The following is a 20,045-nucleotide window of genomic DNA, read 5'->3' as shown; positions in this document are numbered from 1 at the left end:
ATGAAAAACAAAATAATTCCATATAACCCAAAATTAAAACTATTAGCTCGTCAGCTAAGAAAAAATAGTGCGCTGCCAGAAGTTTTACTTTGGCAGAGAATTAAGCAAAGGGCCTTAGGAGTCCAATTTCATCGACAGGTACCAATGCTGGACTATATTGTTGATTTTTATTGCCACGAAATAGGACTAGTAATTGAAATTGACGGTAAAAGTCATGATTTTAGTTATTTTTATGATGCTAATAGACAAGGAAAACTCGAAGAATATGGAATAATATTCATAAGAGTTTCTAATGAAGATATTTTAAATAATATGTTTAGTGTGTTATTGGTTATTCAAGATAAAGTTGATGAGTTATTGAAAATACAAAATAGTTGAACACCCCTGAAAGCGGTGTTTTCCGTCCCCTCAAGGGGACATTTTAATTTGAACACATAGGTATTGCTTGAGGAAGGTTATTAGAATTCTTGGTTAATCTTTTCTTTTAATTCAGTTATTTCCTGAATATATATTTCATTTAGGAATTCATTGTAAAAATCTTCACGCTTATAGTCGAAGTATCTTTCAGAAAAAACAATATGTTCTTTAGCTAAGTTAATACTATCTAATTTGAAATATATATCAGCTAGGTTAAAATGAGCTTCGCAAGTATATTGCGATTGGGTCAGACCTTTCCTTAAAACTTCTATCGCCTTTTGTTGTTGATCTAATTTGGAATAACAAATTCCAAGATAAACATAAGTCTGTACATCAACTAAATCTTCCCCCAAATTTTTTATGGATTCATCAAAAAAGCGAATGGCTTTTTCATAGTTTTTTTTACCGAAGTAGCATTCTCCCCTCAAAAAATTGATATCCTCCCCCCACGGAGCGTCCATAAAATTGGGAGTAAGAGCATCAAGTTTATTAAAATCTTCTAATGCTTTATCGTAATCTCTTAATTTTCTCAATCGTATCCAACCTCTATACCCAAGATGAAGATCAGGTTCTAGTTCTATAGCTTTGTTTAGGTATTTAAATCCTCTATTGAAATCTCCTGATTTATTAATATCAATGGAATAAGTATAATAGTCATTACTATTTATAGAGGTGAAATTTTCAACACGCTCTTTTAAGTTTTCGAATTCTTTCTTCCTCTTTTGATTATTATAAATTGAATACATATAAAGACAAAGAATTAATGAAAGCAAGATTGAAATGATAATTCCAAATATTTTAAAAAACTTCTTCAATTTTCCCGTCTTCTATTTTAAATCGAATCAGATAAAACATGTTGTAGTCTAACTCACGTTCCCAATCCTTTAAATTTTCTGATAAGTCCTTAATTTTTTCAACTAATACTCCATTATTAAATTGAGTAGGTTGATAGTTTTCATCTATCTGAAAAACCTCTTTTTTACAAATAGTATTTTTTTCATCTAGATGAAGTCTTAATGTAATGAAACCATTTTCAGGTGAGATATTATTTTCTTTTGTTTTAATTTCGTCAAATACTTTTCTGATAGTAATATTTTCACCTTTCAATTTTCCTTCAACATAAAAGTAAGGTTTAGAATGCTTATCACATTCACTTGTTGAATTAGAACAGGATATAAGCAAAAGGGGAAAAAAAAGTAAAATTCTCATTAAATAGCTTTGAGATCGGCTATTGTCCTTGTCGGATTTTCACTCTTAAACACAAAACTTCCGGCAACCAACACATCAGCTCCAGCCGTAAGTAATTTATCCGCATTGTTAGCATTTACACCACCATCAATTTCAATTTTAGCAGAAGAGCCTGATTTATCAATCAAATCTCTTAATTGAATAATTTTCTTGTAGGTGTTTTCAATAAAAGACTGCCCTCCAAATCCAGGATTTACACCCATCAAGCACACCATATCTATGTCACGAATAATATCTTCTAAAACTGCAATAGGTGTATGCGGATTTAAGGCCACACCTGCTTGCATGCCTTCTGCTTTAATTGCTTGAACAGTTCTATGTAAATGAGTACAAGCCTCATGATGTACTGTCAAAATATCTGCTCCTACTTTTTTGAAATCTTGAATATACCTGTCTGGGTCAACAATCATTAAATGCACATCCATAGGTTTTTGAGCATACTTTTTAATGGCCGAAATTACGGGCATTCCAAAAGAAATATTTGGCACAAAAACACCATCCATTATATCAATATGAAACCAATCAGCTTCACTATTATTAACCATTTCAACATCACGTTGAAGGTTAGCAAAATCTGCAGCAAGTATTGAGGGAGCAACTAAGTGTGACATTATAAAATATGTGTTATTATGTTGCGCAAATATACTAAAACAATAGAGCCAATGGCTTAAAAAGAAAACGCCCTAGTAGGGGCGTTTTCAATTCATTAATCAAAAAACGAATAGTTCTCTGACTACTCATATGATAAAATTATAAAACCTTTAGGTATTAGCCTAAATATGTTCGTAAAATTTTACTTCTTGATGTATGCTTTAATCTTCTAATGGCTTTTTCCTTGATTTGACGTACACGCTCACGTGTTAAATCAAAAGTTTCGCCAATTTCTTCTAATGTCATAGGATGTTGATCTCCTAAGCCAAAATATAACATAACCACGTCTGCTTCTCTAGGTGTTAAGGTTTCTAGAGCACGTTCAATTTCAACCTTTAGTGATTCGTGTAATAATTTCTTATCAGGATTTGGTGATTCACCAGAACGCAATACATCGTAAAGGTTAGAATCTTCACCTTCAATTAAAGGAGCGTCCATAGACACATGACGACCAGAGTTCTTCATAGACTCTTTTACGTCATTTACGGTCATATCTAATTCCTTAGCAATCTCTTCTGCTGAAGGAGGTCTTTCATTTTCCTGCTCTAAACGAGCAAAGGTTTTATTGATCTTATTAATAGATCCAATCTTATTCAAGGGTAAACGAACAATACGTGATTGCTCAGCTAATGCTTGTAAGATAGACTGGCGAATCCACCAAACTGCATACGATATAAATTTAAAACCACGGGTTTCATCAAAACGCTTTGCCGCTTTAATTAACCCCAAGTTACCTTCATTAATCAAATCAGGTAATGTTAATCCCTGGTTTTGATATTGCTTAGCCACAGAAACTACGAATCTTAAGTTTGCTTTTGTTAGTTTTTCTAAAGCAACCTGATCACCTGCCTTGATACGTTGAGCTAATTCAACTTCTTGATCGGCCGTGATAAGGTCTACTTTACCTATTTCTTGCAAATACTTATCTAACGAAGCGGTCTCTCTGTTAGTAACTTGTTTAGTAATTTTAAGTTGTCTCATATATTCACGTTTATTTAAACCTTATTTTTTGTCATGTAATTATATATACGATAGATATTCAAAAAATGTTACAAAAAAATATTTTTATATAAAGTGACTTTCTAGAATTTATTGTGTCAAAACAATAGAAAACCTTTAAAAATTACATTGAAACCATCTGTCGACCTTGGTCAACTCACTGATGAAGAGTTGATTAATGAAATAGTGAAAACTAAAGATAGCTTGCTGTTTGCTGAGCTATACGATAGATATGCGCCAAAGGTTTACAATAAATGTTTAGGTTTTGCAAAAGATAAAGTTGAAGCTGAAGATTTGACACATGACATTTTTATTAAATTGTTTGTTAAACTAAAATCATTTCAAGGAAAATCTAAATTTTCAACATGGTTGTATTCATTTACCTATAATTTTTGTGTGAACTTTATTCAAAGAAATACATACAAAAACAAAGAACAGGTAGATGATTTGATTGTTGAAAAAAATGCTTCGGTTGTTGATGAGATTTCAGATCATGAAATACTACAGCTAAAGTCAAATAAACTAAAAAAGGCACTATCTATTATTGATGTTAAAGACAACATAATTCTTTTGATGAAATATCAGGATGAATTGTCGGTTAAAGAAATTAAAGATGCTTTAGGGATTGGTGAAAGCGCAGTAAAGATGAGGCTCAAAAGAGCGAAGGAAAGAGTATTAGAAGTGTATAATAAGTTATAATCAATGGAAAATCCTTTTAAAGACATATTACATCAGGAGGAACTTCCACAGAAGTTAAAAGGTAAAGTAATGAGCGATATATCGTTCATAAAATTTGCTATTGACGCTGCTGATTTGATGATGGTGAAATATCCAGAGGCTATTGAGAATCTCCTACATATTAAAGACAACAAAACTAACAACTCATAAATCTCAAAATTAAAATGGATCAATTAGACTTTTCATTTTTTAAAGATATCTGGCAAAGTATTGTTGCTGCCATGCCAAAAATATTTGCAGTAGTAGTACTCATTATTATAGGATGGTTGGTGATAAAAATTGTATCAGCAATCTTAAAAAAGGCACTTAAGGCCGCTAATGCCGATAAATTGGGTGATAAGTTTAAAGAGGTTGACCTTTTTAGAAATGTTGATTTTAGTGTTACTGATATTGCGGTGAAAACTGTAAAATGGATCATCATTTTGTTTTTGATCATTTCCGCAGCAGAGATATTAAATTTACAAATAGTATCTGATGGAGTGAGCGCCGTAATCGCTTACTTACCAAAACTGATTTCGGCTATTGCTATTTTCTTAATAGGAGTTTTACTGGCCAATATTGTAAAGAATGGAATCAGTGCTACATTTAAAGCGTTAGATCTAACAGGTGGAAATGTTATTGGGAATATCGTTTTTTATGCAATTACTATTATAATAGGCATTACAGCGTTAAACCATGCTGAGATAGATACACAAATTATCACCAATAATCTTACCATCATTTTTGGAGCCTTTTTATTAGCATTTACAGTTGCTTTTGGATTAGGTTCAAGAGAGATTGTACAACGATTATTATTTGGGTTTTATTCAAGAAAAAATTTAGAAGTGGGGCAGAAGATAAAGATTGAAGATGTTGTAGGAGTTATTGATGCCATTGACAATATTTATTTGGTATTAAAAAATGAAGATGGAAAATTTATCTACCCTATAAAAGAAGTAAACGATAAAATTATACAGGTGTATGATAAGTAAAATATTCTTGTTGAGAAGTTTGTTTATTTGGGAATAGAATTGAAGTTTATATAGCAAGAGTATACATATACGGGAGTTTGACAGAGCTCCTGGTATTGATAAATCAGTCAGGTTTTCTATAAATAAAGGGGTTTATTATATAGATTGCATTTATCAATAAAAAAAGCCCTCCATCTTGGAGGGCTTTTGATTTATTCGATTTTTACTTTTTTACTAAATAAACTAATCTTGTTTTTCTTCTTTTGGCTTCCTATCGTCACGACGATTGTCTCTATTACGATTATCACGACCACTACGATTATTATCTCTTGGAGGTCTTGGTTGCCAACCTTCAGGTTTAGGCAAAATTGCTTTACGAGAAACTTTCTCTTTTCGTGTTTTAGGGTCTATACCAAAATATTTCACATCTAGTACATCACCTAAATTAACAACATCTGTTACATTGTTAGTGCGTTCCCAAGCTAATTCGCTAACATGTAGTAAAACTTCATTTCCTGGGGCATCAACATATTCTACCACAGCACCAAAATCTAACACTTTTATGACTTTTACCTCATAAACACTTCCTCTTTCTGGCTTAAATAATAGTGAATCTATTTTTGCTTGCACGGCATCTATCCCCTCAGAACCTACACCTAAAATTTCAACAATTCCTTCTTCAGTAACAGGATCTTCATTAATAACAATAGTTGTATTGGTTTCCTTTTGTAATTCTTGAATTACTTTTCCACCGGGTCCAATTAAAGCACCAATAAATTCATTAGGAATTCTACGTGTAACCATTTTTGGAGCATGACCTTTAACATCTGCATTTGGAGTAGCAATAGTATCAGTCAATTTCTCTAATATATGTAAACGACCATCACGAGCTTGTTTTAATGCATTCACTAAAATCTCATATGATAACCCTTTTACTTTAATATCCATCTGACATGCAGTAATACCATCAGCAGTACCTGTAACTTTAAAATCCATATCACCTAAATGATCTTCATCACCTAAAATATCAGATAATACGGCATATTTTCCAGAATCAGCATCAGAAATTAATCCCATAGCAATTCCAGAAACTGGCTTTTTTAATTGAACACCAGCGTCCATTAAGGCCATAGTACCAGAACACACTGTTGCCATTGATGACGAACCATTAGATTCTAATACTTCAGAAACTACCCTTACAGTATAAGGACAATCTTCAGGAACCATACCTTTTAATGCACGTTGTGCTAAATTACCATGCCCAACTTCACGACGAGATGTTCCACGAATTGGTCTAGCTTCACCCGTTGAAAAAGGCGGGAAGTTATAATGTAAATAGAAACGCTCTTCGCCTTCAAAAGACGGCATATCAATTTGGTTTGCTTCTCTAGATGTTCCTAAAGTTACTGTAGCTAAAGCTTGCGTTTCACCACGAGTAAAGATAGACGAACCATGTGTAGAGGGTAAATAGTCTACTTCACACCATATTGGTCTGATCTCATCAGTTTTGCGACCATCTAAACGTAAACCTTCATTAAGTGTTAAGTCACGAACAGCGGCTTTTTCAGCTTTGTAATAATACTTAGAGATTAAGTCTCCAACATCTTCTAATTCTTCTTCAGAAAAAGTAGCTTTAATTTCTTCTTTTATTTCAGAAAACGCTGTACTTCTTTCATGCTTAGCTGATCCCGCTTTAGCAACGGCATATACTTTATCATATGCCATATCATAAATTTTCTTTGCAAGCTCTTCATCTTCTCTTTCTGGTTCGTATTCGCGAACTTCTTTTTTACCTACAGCTTCAGCTAATCTTACTTGAGCAGCACATTGTTCTTTAATGGCTTCATGAGCAAATTTGATAGCTTCTGTCATTTCCTCTTCAGAAATCTCATCCATTTCACCTTCAACCATCATCACAGAATCAGCAGAAGCACCAATCATCATGTCTATATCAGATTCTAGCAATTGAGCTCTTGTTGGGTTGATAATGAACTCTCCATTAACACGACCAACTCTAGCTTCAGAAATTGGACATTCAAATGGAAAATCTGACAATTGAATAGCAGCAGAAGCAGCTAAACCTGCCATTGCATCTGGCATTACATCTTCATCATGAGACATTAACTGAATCATCACCTGCGTTTCAGCATGATAGTCTTTAGGAAATAATGGACGAAGTACCCTGTCTACTAAACGCATGGTTAGTACCTCTCCATCACTTGGTCTGGCTTCTCTTTTAAAGAAACCTCCCGGATAACGCCCAGCCGCAGCAAATTTTTCTCGGTAATCTACCGTTAGTGGTAAAAAATCAACATCTGCTTGTTTGTAATTGGAAACAACTGTACATAATAACATACATTTTCCTGATTGCACTACAACGCTACCATGCGCTTGTTTGGCTAATTTTCCTGTTTCGATGGAAATTTCTCTTCCATCTGAGAGGGAAATAACCTCTCTAAAAGCTTTTGGAATCATATTTTTTTTATTCTAATTAAACATTGGTTGTGTTGTGTGGTAGTTGTTGTGTGACCAATGAAAAACTTTAATTAGCTTCTTTATGTGATGTAATTTATACTCTTACAAGAGTTATAAAAACAAAAAATGAGGCACGGAGCCTCACTTTTTTACTTTCTAATGTTTAGTTCTTTAATCAGAGCACGATATTTTTCAATATCTTTTCTCTTAAGATAATCTAGTAAACTTCTACGCTTACCTACTAACTTTACTAGAGACCTCTCCGTATTAAAATCTTTACGATTGTTTTTTAAGTGCCCTGTTAAGTGATTGATTCTAAAAGTAAATAGTGCTATTTGCCCTTCTGTAGAACCAGTGTCTTTTTCTGATTTTCCGTACTTACTGAAAATCTCTTCTTTCTTTTCTGTTGTTAAATACATGCCAATATTATTTAAATGATTTTTATGTACAGAATCCTATTTTCGGATTCAAGGCGCAAATATAGAACTATTATTTTGATTGACAATACTTTGGTGTGAATTACAAACTGTATATAATCTCATTTCTAAAATGAAGTTTTAAACCTTTTTTGATTTAGGATGTCTTAGAATCAAAATTAAAAAATAGATACAATGAAAAAACAATTCAAATTCGGTTTATTGGTGATAGCATTTCTTGGTTTAATGCTAACTAGTTGTCAGGACGACACTATTGACACGGGAACTTCTTCAGAAGCAGTTGATGTAAAAAGTTTAGAAACATCATCAGAAATAGATTATGTTTCTGATGGGGTTGGGTCTATAGTTGAAGATGTGTACTATAATGAGGAGTACCCAAATGCAGCAAAGAGCTTTGGTTCAAATAGATATTTACCTGACTGTGTAACCATAACAATAGTTTTAGTTCAGAATATGAAAACAGTTACTATTGATTTTGGAGAAGGATGTGAACTTAGAAATGGGGATGTCGCAAGTGGGAAAATAATCATGGAATATGAAAAGGATCCTCAAGCAGCAACAAGAACAATTTCTTATTCTTTTGAAGATTTTTATTACAATAACAAACATTTAGAAGGTACTGGGTCAGTGCTAAGAGAGCGTTTAAATGAAAATGGAAACCCTCAAGCTACGCTAACAGCAGATTTAAAGTTAACTTGGCCTGATGAAACATATGCTACTTCAGCAGGTACTAGAGTTAGAGAATGGATTGAGGGTTATGGATCAGGAGTATGGGGAGATAATGTATTTTTAATAACTGGTAACTGGACTTTTATGAATAGAGCAGGTACAACATATTCAGGTACTATTATAGAACCATTACGAAGAGAGTTAGCATGTAGATTTATTGTGAGCGGAACAGCAGAAGTTTCTAAAAATGAAATCACGGGCATTCTAGATTACGGAGATGGAGAATGTGATGATTTAGCAACGCTAACAATAGGAGATACAGTCAGAGAAATACACTTAAGTAAGTACCACCCAAGATTGGTGAGAGTACCTTAATAAAATAGAGCATAATAAAAAAAGCCTTGAGAAATCAAGGCTTTTTTTATTATGCTCTTAAAGGATTATTTTGAACAAGATCAATATACATATTTACTTGTTTTTTGAGATCTTTTCGTTCAATAATTTTATCTAGAAATCCATGTTCTAACACAAATTCAGCGCGCTGAAAGCCTTCTGGTAGTTCCTTACCTGTTGTGTCTCTTACCACCCTAGGTCCTGCAAAACCGATCAAGGCACCAGGTTCACTGATATTGATATCACCTAACATAGCAAAAGAAGCTGTTGTCCCCCCTGTAGTAGGGTCAGTACATAAAGAAATATATGGAACTTTGGCTTCTGAGAGTTGTGCTAATTTAGCAGATGTTTTTGCTAATTGCATTAATGACAAAGCAGCCTCCATCATACGTGCCCCCCCTGACTTTGAAATGATCATAAAGGGAATTTTCTTTTTTAGCGCATAATCAGCAGCACGGGCGATTTTTTCACCAACCACACTTCCCATTGAACCACCAATAAAGTTAAAATCCATGGCAGCTACAACTAGGTCTTTCCCTAAAGATTTTCCTATGGCGGTGCGCACGGCGTCTTTAAGTTTGGTTTTTTGTTGGGCTTCTTTAATTCTATCAGGATACTTCTTCGTATCTACAAATTTCAAAGGGTCTTTTGAAGTGATATCAGCATCTAGCTCCTCATATTTATTGTCATCAAACAATATTTCAAAATATTCATTGCTGCCAATTCTAACATGATATCCATCTTCAGGGCTTACATAGAAGTTCTCTTTAAGTTCTTCTGTATCTACAATTTTACCACTAGGCGTTTTGTACCATAAGCCTTTGGGTACATCTTTTTTTTCTTCAGTTGGGGTTTGTATCCCCTTATCTTTTCGTCTAAACCAGGCTGACATAAGATTTTAGTTATTTGGGCAAGCAAGTTAGTAAAAAAAACACCAGCTTTTCAAGTAATAACAATAGCAGAACTACAGCGTATTAATATTATTTAAATCTTCAAATGCTTTCTTTAAACGTTCTCTAAATGTTATTTCTCCTTCACGCAACCATTTTCTAGGGTCGTAGTATTTTTTATTTGGTTGATCATCTCCATCAGGATTACCTATTTGAGTTTGTAAATACCCAGTCTTATCCTTCATATAATCTCTAATACCACTCATAAAGGCATACTGCATATCAGTATCAATGTTCATTTTAATAACACCATAGCCTATTGCTTCACGAATTTCTTCAACCGTAGAACCAGATCCACCATGGAAAACAAAATCAATATGATTATGAGGAACTCCATATTTATTAGAAACGTATTCCTGCGAATTTTTTAGAATCTTTGGAGTTAGTTTTACATTACCAGGTTTGTAAACTCCATGCACATTTCCAAAAGCAGCAGCCACAGTAAATTGATCACTTACTTTACTTAATTCTTCATAAGCATAAGCTACTTCTTCAGGTTGCGTATATAATTTTGAATCATCAACATCCGTATTGTCAACGCCATCTTCTTCACCTCCTGTAATGCCTAATTCTATCTCTAAAGTCATTCCCATTTTGCTCATACGTTCCAGATAGCGCTTACAGATCTCAATATTTTCTTCCAAAGGTTCCTCAGATAAATCTATCATGTGCGAACTATAAAGTGACTTTCCTGTTTCTTTAAAATGTTGCTCACTGGCATCTAATAACCCATCTATCCAAGGGAGTAATTTTTTCGCACAATGATCAGTATGTAAAATGATAGGAACGCCATAAGCTTGTGATAATAATTGTACGTGTTTGGCACCTGCTATAGATCCAGCAATAGCGGCTTTTTGATTTTCATTAGAAAGTCCTTTGCCGGCATTAAACTGGGCACCGCCATTTGAAAATTGAACAATAACAGGTGCGTTTAAATCACGAGCAGTTTCAAGAACTCCGTTTATACTATTTGATCCTACCACGTTTACTGCAGGTAATGCAAATGCTTTTTCCTTAGCTAGGTCAAAAATTGCTTGAACTTCGCGTCCGGTAGCAACTCCAGGTTTGATATTGTGACTCATTAATGGTGTTTTTAAAAGTTAAAAATGGAAATATAAAAGTAATCATTTTTGGATAGATATGTTCTTAAAGACAAACCTAAAAACGAAATCGATATAGTAAATTAAAAGAACCGGAACTCTTAAAAAGGGTAATTTATACCTATGTTAAGCTGATAATTTTTAAAATTATAATTCTGAAACCATCTACTACCTTCAAGATAGGGTTCATAAGTTTTAAAACCTGCATCTAATCGTAATATTAAAAAGCCAAAATCATATCTGGTTCCAAACCCAGAACCTACCGCTATACCTTTTAAGGAGCTCAAGTCATTAAACTTAGCTTCAGAAGAGAATAAAGGTGAGTTCGTAATATCCCAGATGTTACCTGCATCAATAAATAAGGCGCCATTAAGACTATTTATTAACTTAAAACGATATTCAAGATTTGTGGTAAGTTTTAGGCTACCCACATTAAATTCTAGGGTACTCAAATCTGAACCCAAGCCAAGATCAAACGTTCGCCATGCTCTTATATCATTGGAGCCACCGGCACGATAACTCCTACTAAAAGGAATATCATCTGAATTACCATAGGGTATAGCGAAGCCAATAAAATTTCTGAATACTAGAGAGGAATTTGTATTGATGCTCCAGTATTTTTTATACTCAAATTCTGTTTTTAAGTACTGAGCAACAGGTAGACCAAATAATTCTTTTTTATTGTCTTCATTCGTATTTCTAATAAAGGCAGTAGTAAGTGACCCTGATGATATAATTCTTCCAGTAAAAGTAGAGAAACTATTGTCTTTAAAGTTTTCTCTATTATTATAATTATATGTGTATGAAATTACAGGTACTAGGACATCCTCTACTAGGATATCACGTTGTTGCCTAACATTATCAACGATTTGAAATTCTTCTGGGTTTGAAATTGAAAAAGGATTGTCAGGAGATGTGATTCTATTTACATAATCTAAATAATTTCTAGGCACAATTCTTTCTATATTATTAATTATAACAGTTTCTTGATTCGATTCTATTGGTAGAATATTATTAAACCCTTCACCAGATGAAATGTCATTTAATCTATTTGCTTCAGACCTATAAACATTAAAATAATTATCAACATTTGTATTCCGTATATATTGAAGGTTTAGGAGTTCAAACTTATGATTGGTTTTTGGATTACTTTTCCAGGAATAATCTATTCCTCCTGTTATATTTTGTCTATCTAATCCTATATTATTCTGTATACCTAAACTCAAACTTATATTTGTTTTAGGTGTCATATATTTAGGAATAACTCTGTCCATTTTTATTGGGAACAGTATTCTTGGTATTTTTAAAGAAGCTCCCCCTCCTATTTCCCAAGCATTAAAGAAGTCAGAGTTATTATTTGCATCTAAGGTGGTGTTTAAAAATGAACCTTGCAATGAGAGTTCTAAGATTTCTGCACCCTTAAAGACATTTCTGTTTAAAAAAGAGACTTTCCCTAAAATACCAAAAGGCTTTATATTGGAAGTGGTGAATTCAGCATCCCACCCTAAAGAGTACTTTTTTAGCGGAGTGAGATAAATATTAGCTGTTAGAGACTCATCTTCGTTTTCAATATATTTAATATCAACTGCAGGCCTAAAGTTTTGTAGTTCTCGTAAATATTGTCGTGTAAAATCTCTTTCAGATTCTCTATAAATACTATCTGGCTGAATGATAATAGCATTTGAAAGGTATTTTGGATTGTATTCTAGTTTATCTATGGAATAAAAATTAATCCCATTGTAAGAGGTAGAATCTTTTTGTGGTTCATCTTTAGTATTAAAAGAGAAGTCGGTAAAGACATTGATTTTTTTAACTTTTTGAATTTTAAAAGGCTCAGTATAAATGCTATCATTATCAACAACTCTATCGGGAATTTTGAGTAAGACATTTTGTTTGTGAGATTCCATATTAGTGGTATCAATGTCATATTCAATAATACCTTTTCCGAAGTGATAGATACCAGAGTTTCGAAATAAACTGACAAGGCGTTCCTCTTCCTTTTCAAAATTTTCTACTTTAAACTGATCTTCGGCCTTTACAAAAGAACTACTACTTTGTAGTCTATAAATAGAATCTAATATAGGCGATTTTATATCTGTAAAAATAGTATCAAGAAAATAAGGATCTTGAGTAATCACATTATATTCAACTTCAATACGTTTATTTTCCTTCTTTTGCTCTTTATAATTTACCTGAGCATCCCAAAAACCATTGTTGAAGTAATAGTTTTCAAGGTTTTTAGCCGACTTTTTAATTTTTAAGGAATCAGAAATAACAGGGGAGTTTCCATTTTTTAAAAACCATTTATTGAGCCCTTTAGAAGTTCTAGCAAGTGCATCTACTTGTTTCTGTGATAGTTTTTTGACCAACCAATCATTAAATTTTGGTTTATTTTTTGGCCAAGCAATGCCTAAAGTATCCGGATTACCAAGATTGTACAGGTGTAAAGAGAATGGAAACCCCAAAACCTTTTGATTAGGTTTTTGACTTAAATACGTATATAATTCAGGGTTTGAAGTTTTTTTGTCATTAACTACAATGGTATTTTTTTCCAGTAGATGTTCGCCATCAGCTACCCTTTTTGTAATATCACATGAAAATATCAATATAATTATTAGGGTAAATAATAGTATTTTCGTGATTGATTGTGGCAATACGGCAGTCTTTAACACCAAAAAATTAGACAAAAGTAATTATTCGCAAAAGATTTCACTTTATTTCAAAAGTAATACTATTTGAATGCTAAGCAAAGGTCAAATAAAATTAATAAGTAGTCTACAGCAAAAAAAGTACCGAAATATGCATGGCCTCTTTGTTGCTGAGGGTATCAAAGTTGTAAATGAACTTTTAGTTTCAAATTTTATTTGCCAACAATTGTTTTGTACTGAGGACTTCAATCCCAAAATAGGGAATTGTAATTGCCAAATTATATCAGAGAATGAATTAATGAAAATTAGCAATCTTAAATCACCAAATAAAGTAATTGGATTATTTAAAATTCCTGAACAAAGAGAACCTATAAACAAAGGACTAATAGTTGCACTTGATAATATAAAAGATCCGGGAAATTTGGGGACAATTATCCGCTTATGCGATTGGTTTGGTGTTGAACAATTAATTTGTTCTAATGAAACCGTAGATTGTTATAATGCTAAAGTAGTTCAATCAACAATGGGATCTTTAGCAAGAGTGGCAATTTCATATGCTGATCTCGAGCAATACTTTAAAAACGCTTCATTACCTATTTATGGGGCTCTACTTGATGGTTTGTCGGTTTATGAGCAAAAGTTTCCGAAAGAGGCAATTCTTGTTATAGGTAGCGAGTCACACGGTATTTCAAAAGAAGTTATAAATCTTATGTCACATAGAATCACCATTCCTAGATTCGGTGAAATTCAGGTCACAGAGAGTTTAAATGCCGCCACTGCTACTGCTATTTTATTGAGTGAATTTAAAAGATTCTAAATTATTCAAAAGTAAAATTGATGAAAACCCCACGGGTACCAAAATAATCTATGGGTCCAGTATAAGGACTTCCAGCTATATCATCTGGAACTATTTCATTGTTGATAGCAAATATACCTCTAATAGATGGAGAAAATTTAAACCAGTAAAGATAAATATCAACACCAAGCCCTACTTCATACATAAAGTTACTTGTTTTCATTCTAAATTCACCACTTAAATTATCATCCGCATTATTTTCATTACTAGAAAAATTATAATCGTATGAAAAACCACCAATTATATAAGGCCTTACATTATCTAACCTATTAGTACTTAGTTTTAATAAAAGTGGAAGTCTTAAGTAAGTACCAGGCACCTCTCTAATATTGTCTGCAACCACTCTATCACTGAAAGTAAGCTCTTTAGTATTGCTTGATAAACCGGGTTCAAAGCGCAAATTAATATTTTCATGCAGCTTGTAATCAATAACTAAACCTATATTAAAACCTATTGACTCATCTACTATTATATAATCTTCAACTGTTGAAGTAACAAGAGGATCTTCATCATTATACCTTATCTTAAACCCTTTTTTATTAAGACCAAGATAATACCCAAAATGCAATTTTTTTTTGTCAAAATTTTCAAGATGAATAATTCTATCTTTTTGTGCAAAAAGATGAAAAGAAAGAGATAGTAATAACCCTAAACTGATGATTTTTTTCATAAATTATTTTTTAGCTATATACATAGAAGCTACACCAAAAGTCAGAGGTTTGTTAGTTGCAGTATTAAACCCATTTTTTAGTAAAATATTGTTGAAATTTTCACCAAATGGAAAATAGGCAGCTGATTCTGGTAAATATGAGTACGCCTTCTTGTCTTTTGAGAATAATTTTCCAATAGTTGGTATTATGTATTTTGAATATATTTTATACAATTGTTTCATTGGAAACTTTTCAGGCTGCGACGTTTCTAAAATAGCTAAAATACCATTTGGCTTTAAAACTCTATTAATTTCACTCAATCCTTTATCTAAATTTTCAAAATTTCTAACACCAAAACCTACAGTAATGGCATCAAAAGAGTCATTGTCAAAAGGTAAATTTTCTGAATCACCTTGTACCATTTCTATTTTTTGCTGTAACCCTTTCTGCTGAATTTTCTTAACTCCAATATCTAGCATACCTTGAGAAAGATCTAAACCAATAATTTTCTCCGGATTCAGTTTAGCCATCATAATGGCAAAATCCCCAGTTCCTGTGGCAATATCAAGAATTTGTTTCGGTTTTTCTTTGGCAATAATATTGACAATTTTCTTTCGCCATCGTAGGTCAATTCCAAAAGTTAGGATACGATTCAAAAAGTCATAATTTGAAGAAACTTTATCAAACATCTGCTCAACTTGTTCCTTTTTACTTAGATCAGAATCTTTATAGGGAGTGACTTTTGAAGTCATTAAATTTTAAATTTTGGCAAAGATACATATTACCTTTTGAACCCAAATTTATAAAACTGTGCATAAAATGAAAATATATAGATAAAACACTTGACAACGCCTGTATTGAAATAGTATATTTGCGCTCATTTTAAGAAGAATAAATATCCACACATGAAATTATCACATTTTAAGTTTGACTTACCAAATGACTTGCTAGCAGAATATCCTTCTGAACAGAGAGATGAAGCTCGCTTAATGGTGTTGAACAGAAAAGATCAGACAATTGAGCACAAACAATTTAAGGATTTAATAAATTATTTTGACGAAGGAGATATCATGGTGTTTAATAATACCAAAGTTTTTCCAGCAAGATTGTATGGTAATAAAGAAAAAACAGGTGCGCGAATTGAAGTTTTCTTATTACGTGAATTGAACAAGGAGAGTCGCTTGTGGGATGTTTTGGTTGATCCAGCTCGAAAAATTAGAATCGGAAATAAATTGTTTTTTGGAGAAAATGACGATTTAGTTGCTGAAGTAATAGATAATACAACTTCTAGAGGACGCACACTTCGCTTTCTTTTTGACGGTAGCTACGAAGATTTTAGAAAGAAATTAAAGGAGCTAGGCGAAACACCTCTTCCTAAATATATAAAAAGAGAGGTAGAACCATCAGACGCAGAACGTTACCAGACCATTTACGCCAAACATGAAGGAGCAGTAGCAGCACCTACCGCTGGGTTGCATTTTTCTAAACATTTATTGAAGCGTTTAGAGATTAAAGGAGTAGATTTAGCAGAAGTTACCTTGCATGTTGGTTTAGGTACGTTTCAACCTGTAGAAGTTGAAGACTTATCAAAGCACAAAATGGATTCGGAAGAAATTCACATACCTGAAAACGCTGCCAAAGCCGTAAATAATGCTTTAGATAATAAGAAGCGGGTTTGTGCTGTGGGTACTACTGTAATGAGAACTATGGAAAGTTCTATGTCTTCGGATAATCGTTTAAATCCTTTTAAAGGATGGACTCATAAGTTCATTTTTCCACCGTATGACTTTGGTATAGCAAATGCTATGATCACCAACTTTCATACCCCGCAATCTACCTTAATGATGATGACTGCTGCTTTTGCAGGACATGACTTTTTAAAGGAGGCTTATGCAGAAGCTATTAAGGAAAAATATAACTTCTATTCATATGGTGATGCTATGTTGATTTTGTAGTTGGTAAGATATTAAAATAATATGTTAAAAAGCATTTGTCTGGAAGTCGATAAATGCTTTTTTGTTTTAAAAGATTTATCTTTACGTCATTAAAGCTTTTTTCAATGAAGAAAAAATTACTCATATTTTTCTCTTTTCTCTATATATTTTCATTTGGACAGGTAACAAATGAAGGAAAACCCGTTAGTTGGGATTTATTAGGACAGAAATCATTTCTTGAAGCAATCTCATTACCTAATATTAATATTCAGGAAATTAGAAATGAAGATGTTAAAAGAGAAAAGGAATTTCAATCTAAACGTTTACAAGTGGGAGTTGTGCATGATGTAGATTATGGTTTAAATAATAGTGGTATTTGGACTGAGCTACCCAATGGAGATCGGATTTGGCGTATTTTATTTAGTTCAAAAGATGCAGTACACTTAAGTGTTATTTTTGATAAATTCTATCTACCAATAGGAGGAAAAATATATTTATATAACGATAGTAGAACAGACTTACTTGGAGCATATACCCATACCCAAAACAATAAGAAAGAAGTACTTGGAACATGGTTTGTAATGGGAGATAAATTGTGGGTAGAATATTATGAGCCAAAAGAGGTTAGAGGGCAAGGAAAATTAAATTTATCTTCAATTATACATGGATACAGAATAGGGCATAAATATCAAAAAGGATATCTTCCTAATGTGCAAAAAGCATTAAATAGCTCTGGTGATTGTAATCATGATGTTGACTGTCCTATTGGAAATGATTTTGAAGCTCAAAAAAATCTTTTGAAGAAAGCTGTTGCATTTATGCTAATGCCTGATCCTACGAATGCTAGTAGAGCTTTTATATGCACAGGAACTTTGGTTAATAATACGTCACAAGATAAAACACCTTATTTTTTATCAGCAAATCATTGTTTTGATGGAACCGATCCTGCTACCTATGCATTACGCTTTAATTGGATAAGTCCGAACCCTATCTGTGGGGGTGAGATGAACAGTAGCGATGCTACGGAGAATCAAACTATTAGTGGCACAACTTTAAGGGCAAGAAATGCTTTAGGTGATATGATGTTAGTTGAGATTAATAATTCTATTCCAGAGGATTGGGATGTGACCTTTGCAGGGTGGGATAGAACCACTAATATACCTGATTTTGTTGTAGGTATTCATCATCCAGATGGAGATATTATGAAGGTCTGCAGAGATGATTCAGGAATAACACAAGCTACTATTACAATTGGTAATCAAACATCGCAGACTTGGCACGTTACAGCTGCAGGTAATGGATGGGAGATAGGTGTCACTGAGGGCGGTTCATCAGGATCAGCATTATTTAATCAAGACGGAAGGATTATTGGTCAATTGTTTGGAGGCTCTGCTCTTTGTAATGGTACAAATGATAACAACCAGTCTGATTTTTATGGAAGGTTTTCTACCGCTTGGAATGGAGGAGGAACAAATGCCACTCAATTAAGTCATTGGCTTGACCCTGTTGGAGGGAACCCTACAACAATAAATACTATCGAAAACACCTTGTCAAATAATGACGAAATTTTAGAGGCTAATATTTCTGTATTTCCAAACCCTACAGATGGTATTGTTCAAGTTAAAAATACAGGATTAGTAACAGATATGAGTTACGAAATTTTTAATACGTTAGGTCAAAGATTGAAAACAGGTGCTGTTAACAATGAATCAGTTAATCTTTCGGATCTTCCTTCAAATGTTTACTTCATAAGATTTACAGAGATTGATACGCAGAGAAGATTGGTAAAGAAAATTATATTAAACAAGTAATTGCTTATTAATATAAGAGATTAAATTCCTGCTCCTAATGACTATCGGGAGGCGGGAATTTTTATTTTTGCTAAAAATGATAAAAAAGAAAGACATACGTGCATTGACAAAAAATGAGCTCCGTGATTTTTTTGTAAAAAACGGTGATAAGGCCTTTCGCGGGAATCAAGTATATGAGTGGTTATGGAATAAGGCAACACATTCTTTTGATGATATGACCAATATCTCTAAGGAAACTCGTGCTATGCTAGAAGAACATTTTGTGATCAATCATATAGAAGTTAATCAAATGCAACGTTCAAATGATGGCACTATAAAAAATGCCATTAAACTACATGATGGATTGATTGTTGAATCTGTTTTGATACCAACTGAGACCAGAACAACTGCCTGTGTATCAAGCCAAGTAGGGTGTAGCTTAGATTGTAATTTTTGTGCAACAGCTCGCTTAAAGCGGATGCGTAATCTGAATCCTGATGAGATCTATGATCAAGTTGTAGCTATTGATAAACAAAGTAGATTTTACCACAATCACAAATTGTCAAATATTGTTTTTATGGGTATGGGTGAACCGCTCTTAAATTATAAAAACGTATTAGAATCTATTGACAAGATTACATCTGATGAAGGTTTAGGAATGTCGCCAAAGCGTATCACGCTTTCCACCGTGGGTATTCCGAAAATGATCAAGAAAATGGCGGATGATGACGTTAAATTTAATCTAGCGGTTTCTTTACACTCAGCTATAGATGAAGTGCGATCTAAAATGATGCCGATCAACGAAAAGAGTAATCTAGCGGAGCTTTTAGAGTCCTTACAATATTGGTATTTGAAAACAAAGAAAATAATCACTTTTGAATATGTGGTTTGGAAGGGCATTAATGATACCCAAAAAGATGTTGATGCCTTGGTAAGCTATTGCAAAAAAGTACTGTGTAAGGTAAATCTGATTGAGTATAATGCTATAGATGATGGTGAGTTTCAGCAAGCATCACCAGAAGCGATTGATATGTATATCAAAACACTAGAAAATAACGGAATAGTTGTGAATGTACGCAGAAGCAGAGGTAAAGATATTGATGCTGCGTGTGGACAACTGGCGAATAAAACTTCTTAGAA

The 20,045-nt window shown here is 33.1% G+C and carries 20 protein-coding genes; 9 read left to right on the top strand and 11 right to left on the bottom strand.

Annotated elements, in window-relative coordinates; genetic code table 11:
* A complete protein-coding gene (locus tag AC1EU5_RS00545) occupies positions 1–378 on the top strand; it encodes an endonuclease domain-containing protein (protein ID WP_480190388.1) in 378 nt (125 codons plus the stop codon).
* A gap of 80 nt (positions 379–458) precedes the next feature.
* Here the strand turns inward: AC1EU5_RS00545 and AC1EU5_RS00540 are convergent, their stop codons facing one another.
* The 4 genes from AC1EU5_RS00540 to AC1EU5_RS00525 form a co-directional block, all read right to left on the bottom strand.
* The gene (locus tag AC1EU5_RS00540; RefSeq protein WP_480190387.1) at positions 459–1,163 is read right to left on the bottom strand and encodes a tetratricopeptide repeat protein; all 705 of its coding nucleotides are present in this window, start codon (positions 1,161–1,163) and stop codon (positions 459–461) included.
* Between the two features lie 52 nt (positions 1,164–1,215).
* Positions 1,216–1,626 (bottom strand): hypothetical protein, encoded by a 411-nt coding sequence (locus tag AC1EU5_RS00535; RefSeq protein ID WP_480190386.1) that lies wholly within the window; start codon positions 1,624–1,626, stop codon positions 1,216–1,218.
* On the bottom strand, positions 1,626–2,276 hold the full coding sequence (gene rpe, locus AC1EU5_RS00530; protein ID WP_480190385.1) for a ribulose-phosphate 3-epimerase: 651 nt from the start codon (positions 2,274–2,276) through the stop codon (positions 1,626–1,628). The genes AC1EU5_RS00535 and rpe overlap by 1 nt, the downstream gene beginning before the upstream one ends.
* Before the next feature lie 157 nt (positions 2,277–2,433).
* Positions 2,434–3,297 (bottom strand): sigma-70 family RNA polymerase sigma factor, encoded by an 864-nt coding sequence (locus tag AC1EU5_RS00525; RefSeq protein ID WP_480190384.1) that lies wholly within the window; start codon positions 3,295–3,297, stop codon positions 2,434–2,436.
* A gap of 147 nt (positions 3,298–3,444) precedes the next feature.
* On the opposite strand from AC1EU5_RS00525, the gene AC1EU5_RS00520 reads away from it, so the two are divergent.
* The 3 genes from AC1EU5_RS00520 to AC1EU5_RS00510 are packed head-to-tail and all read left to right on the top strand — an operon-like array spanning position 3,445 to position 5,024.
* A complete protein-coding gene (locus tag AC1EU5_RS00520) occupies positions 3,445–4,014 on the top strand; it encodes an RNA polymerase sigma factor (RefSeq protein ID WP_480190383.1) in 570 nt (189 codons plus the stop codon).
* A 3-nt stretch (positions 4,015–4,017) separates the two neighbouring features.
* Positions 4,018–4,203 carry a hypothetical protein gene (locus AC1EU5_RS00515; protein WP_480190382.1) on the top strand — a complete coding sequence of 62 codons (186 nt, stop codon included), beginning with the start codon at positions 4,018–4,020 and terminating at the stop codon, positions 4,201–4,203.
* 14 nt (positions 4,204–4,217) lie between these two features.
* Positions 4,218–5,024 carry a mechanosensitive ion channel family protein gene (locus AC1EU5_RS00510; RefSeq protein WP_480190381.1) on the top strand — a complete coding sequence of 269 codons (807 nt, stop codon included), beginning with the start codon at positions 4,218–4,220 and terminating at the stop codon, positions 5,022–5,024.
* Positions 5,025–5,246: 222 nt separating this feature from the next.
* Here AC1EU5_RS00510 and AC1EU5_RS00505 read toward each other — a convergent pair whose 3' ends face one another.
* Together AC1EU5_RS00505 and rpsO are read right to left on the bottom strand one after the other, a co-directional pair.
* Positions 5,247–7,478 (bottom strand): polyribonucleotide nucleotidyltransferase, encoded by a 2,232-nt coding sequence (locus AC1EU5_RS00505; protein WP_480190380.1) that lies wholly within the window; start codon positions 7,476–7,478, stop codon positions 5,247–5,249.
* Positions 7,479–7,627: 149 nt separating this feature from the next.
* A complete protein-coding gene (gene rpsO / locus AC1EU5_RS00500) occupies positions 7,628–7,897 on the bottom strand; it encodes a 30S ribosomal protein S15 (protein ID WP_480190379.1) in 270 nt (89 codons plus the stop codon).
* A gap of 192 nt (positions 7,898–8,089) precedes the next feature.
* On the opposite strand from rpsO, the gene AC1EU5_RS00495 reads away from it, so the two are divergent.
* On the top strand, positions 8,090–8,959 hold the full coding sequence (locus AC1EU5_RS00495; protein WP_480190378.1) for a hypothetical protein: 870 nt from the start codon (positions 8,090–8,092) through the stop codon (positions 8,957–8,959).
* 49 nt (positions 8,960–9,008) lie between these two features.
* On the opposite strand, the gene accD is transcribed toward AC1EU5_RS00495, so the two are convergent.
* The 3 genes from accD to tamL form a co-directional block, all read right to left on the bottom strand.
* Positions 9,009–9,869 carry an acetyl-CoA carboxylase, carboxyltransferase subunit beta gene (gene accD / locus AC1EU5_RS00490; RefSeq protein WP_480190377.1) on the bottom strand — a complete coding sequence of 287 codons (861 nt, stop codon included), beginning with the start codon at positions 9,867–9,869 and terminating at the stop codon, positions 9,009–9,011.
* 72 nt (positions 9,870–9,941) lie between these two features.
* The gene (gene fbaA, locus AC1EU5_RS00485) at positions 9,942–11,009 is read right to left on the bottom strand and encodes a class II fructose-bisphosphate aldolase (protein WP_480190376.1); all 1,068 of its coding nucleotides are present in this window, start codon (positions 11,007–11,009) and stop codon (positions 9,942–9,944) included.
* Positions 11,010–11,128: 119 nt separating this feature from the next.
* A complete protein-coding gene (gene tamL / locus AC1EU5_RS00480; RefSeq protein ID WP_480191078.1) occupies positions 11,129–13,699 on the bottom strand; it encodes a translocation and assembly module lipoprotein TamL in 2,571 nt (856 codons plus the stop codon).
* Between the two features lie 67 nt (positions 13,700–13,766).
* Between tamL and AC1EU5_RS00475 the strand changes: the two genes are divergently transcribed.
* Positions 13,767–14,492, top strand: coding sequence for a TrmH family RNA methyltransferase (locus AC1EU5_RS00475; protein ID WP_480190375.1), 726 nt, complete (start codon positions 13,767–13,769; stop codon positions 14,490–14,492).
* 1 nt (position 14,493) lies between these two features.
* On the opposite strand, the gene porT is transcribed toward AC1EU5_RS00475, so the two are convergent.
* Both porT and ubiE read right to left on the bottom strand, forming a co-directional pair.
* Positions 14,494–15,201: a type IX secretion/gliding motility protein PorT/SprT gene (gene porT, locus AC1EU5_RS00470; RefSeq protein WP_480190374.1), complete on the bottom strand. Its 708-nt coding sequence runs from the start codon at positions 15,199–15,201 to the stop codon at positions 14,494–14,496.
* Positions 15,202–15,204: 3 nt separating this feature from the next.
* Positions 15,205–15,933, bottom strand: coding sequence for a bifunctional demethylmenaquinone methyltransferase/2-methoxy-6-polyprenyl-1,4-benzoquinol methylase UbiE (ubiE, locus tag AC1EU5_RS00465; protein WP_480190373.1), 729 nt, complete (start codon positions 15,931–15,933; stop codon positions 15,205–15,207).
* Between the two features lie 153 nt (positions 15,934–16,086).
* Here ubiE and queA point away from each other — a divergent pair, with 153 nt between their 5' ends.
* The 3 genes from queA to rlmN all read left to right on the top strand — a co-directional run bounded on the left by queA (position 16,087) and on the right by rlmN (position 20,043).
* Positions 16,087–17,136 carry a tRNA preQ1(34) S-adenosylmethionine ribosyltransferase-isomerase QueA gene (queA, locus tag AC1EU5_RS00460; protein ID WP_480190372.1) on the top strand — a complete coding sequence of 350 codons (1,050 nt, stop codon included), beginning with the start codon at positions 16,087–16,089 and terminating at the stop codon, positions 17,134–17,136.
* 104 nt (positions 17,137–17,240) lie between these two features.
* Positions 17,241–18,926 carry a T9SS type A sorting domain-containing protein gene (locus AC1EU5_RS00455; protein WP_480190371.1) on the top strand — a complete coding sequence of 562 codons (1,686 nt, stop codon included), beginning with the start codon at positions 17,241–17,243 and terminating at the stop codon, positions 18,924–18,926.
* 76 nt (positions 18,927–19,002) lie between these two features.
* Positions 19,003–20,043, top strand: a complete 1,041-nt coding sequence (gene rlmN, locus AC1EU5_RS00450) for a dual-specificity RNA methyltransferase RlmN (protein ID WP_480190370.1) — start codon at positions 19,003–19,005, stop codon at positions 20,041–20,043.
* Positions 20,044–20,045: the final 2 nt, after the last annotated feature.

The sequence above is a fragment of the Maritimimonas sp. 2405UD52-3 genome (genome assembly GCF_056591715.1).
Note: the sequence above shows the minus strand (reverse complement) of the source record. Positions and strands in the feature narration are given on the sequence as shown.

Bases quoted from the DNA above. Each gene is read 5' to 3' on its own strand.
- AC1EU5_RS00545 (WP_480190388.1), top strand. From the start codon at position 1: ATGAAAAACAAAATAATTCCATATAACCCAAAATTAAAACTATTAGCT.
- AC1EU5_RS00540 (WP_480190387.1), bottom strand. From the start codon at position 1,163: ATGTATTCAATTTATAATAATCAAAAGAGGAAGAAAGAATTCGAAAAC.
- AC1EU5_RS00535 (WP_480190386.1), bottom strand. From the start codon at position 1,626: ATGAGAATTTTACTTTTTTTTCCCCTTTTGCTTATATCCTGTTCTAAT.
- rpe (WP_480190385.1), bottom strand. From the start codon at position 2,276: ATGTCACACTTAGTTGCTCCCTCAATACTTGCTGCAGATTTTGCTAAC.
- AC1EU5_RS00525 (WP_480190384.1), bottom strand. From the start codon at position 3,297: ATGAGACAACTTAAAATTACTAAACAAGTTACTAACAGAGAGACCGCT.
- AC1EU5_RS00515 (WP_480190382.1), top strand. From the start codon at position 4,018: ATGGAAAATCCTTTTAAAGACATATTACATCAGGAGGAACTTCCACAG.
- AC1EU5_RS00510 (WP_480190381.1), top strand. From the start codon at position 4,218: ATGGATCAATTAGACTTTTCATTTTTTAAAGATATCTGGCAAAGTATT.
- AC1EU5_RS00505 (WP_480190380.1), bottom strand. From the start codon at position 7,478: ATGATTCCAAAAGCTTTTAGAGAGGTTATTTCCCTCTCAGATGGAAGA.
- rpsO (WP_480190379.1), bottom strand. From the start codon at position 7,897: ATGTATTTAACAACAGAAAAGAAAGAAGAGATTTTCAGTAAGTACGGA.
- AC1EU5_RS00495 (WP_480190378.1), top strand. From the start codon at position 8,090: ATGAAAAAACAATTCAAATTCGGTTTATTGGTGATAGCATTTCTTGGT.
- accD (WP_480190377.1), bottom strand. From the start codon at position 9,869: ATGTCAGCCTGGTTTAGACGAAAAGATAAGGGGATACAAACCCCAACT.
- fbaA (WP_480190376.1), bottom strand. From the start codon at position 11,009: ATGAGTCACAATATCAAACCTGGAGTTGCTACCGGACGCGAAGTTCAA.
- AC1EU5_RS00475 (WP_480190375.1), top strand. From the start codon at position 13,767: ATGCTAAGCAAAGGTCAAATAAAATTAATAAGTAGTCTACAGCAAAAA.
- porT (WP_480190374.1), bottom strand. From the start codon at position 15,201: ATGAAAAAAATCATCAGTTTAGGGTTATTACTATCTCTTTCTTTTCAT.
- ubiE (WP_480190373.1), bottom strand. From the start codon at position 15,933: ATGACTTCAAAAGTCACTCCCTATAAAGATTCTGATCTAAGTAAAAAG.
- queA (WP_480190372.1), top strand. From the start codon at position 16,087: ATGAAATTATCACATTTTAAGTTTGACTTACCAAATGACTTGCTAGCA.
- AC1EU5_RS00455 (WP_480190371.1), top strand. From the start codon at position 17,241: ATGAAGAAAAAATTACTCATATTTTTCTCTTTTCTCTATATATTTTCA.
- rlmN (WP_480190370.1), top strand. From the start codon at position 19,003: ATGATAAAAAAGAAAGACATACGTGCATTGACAAAAAATGAGCTCCGT.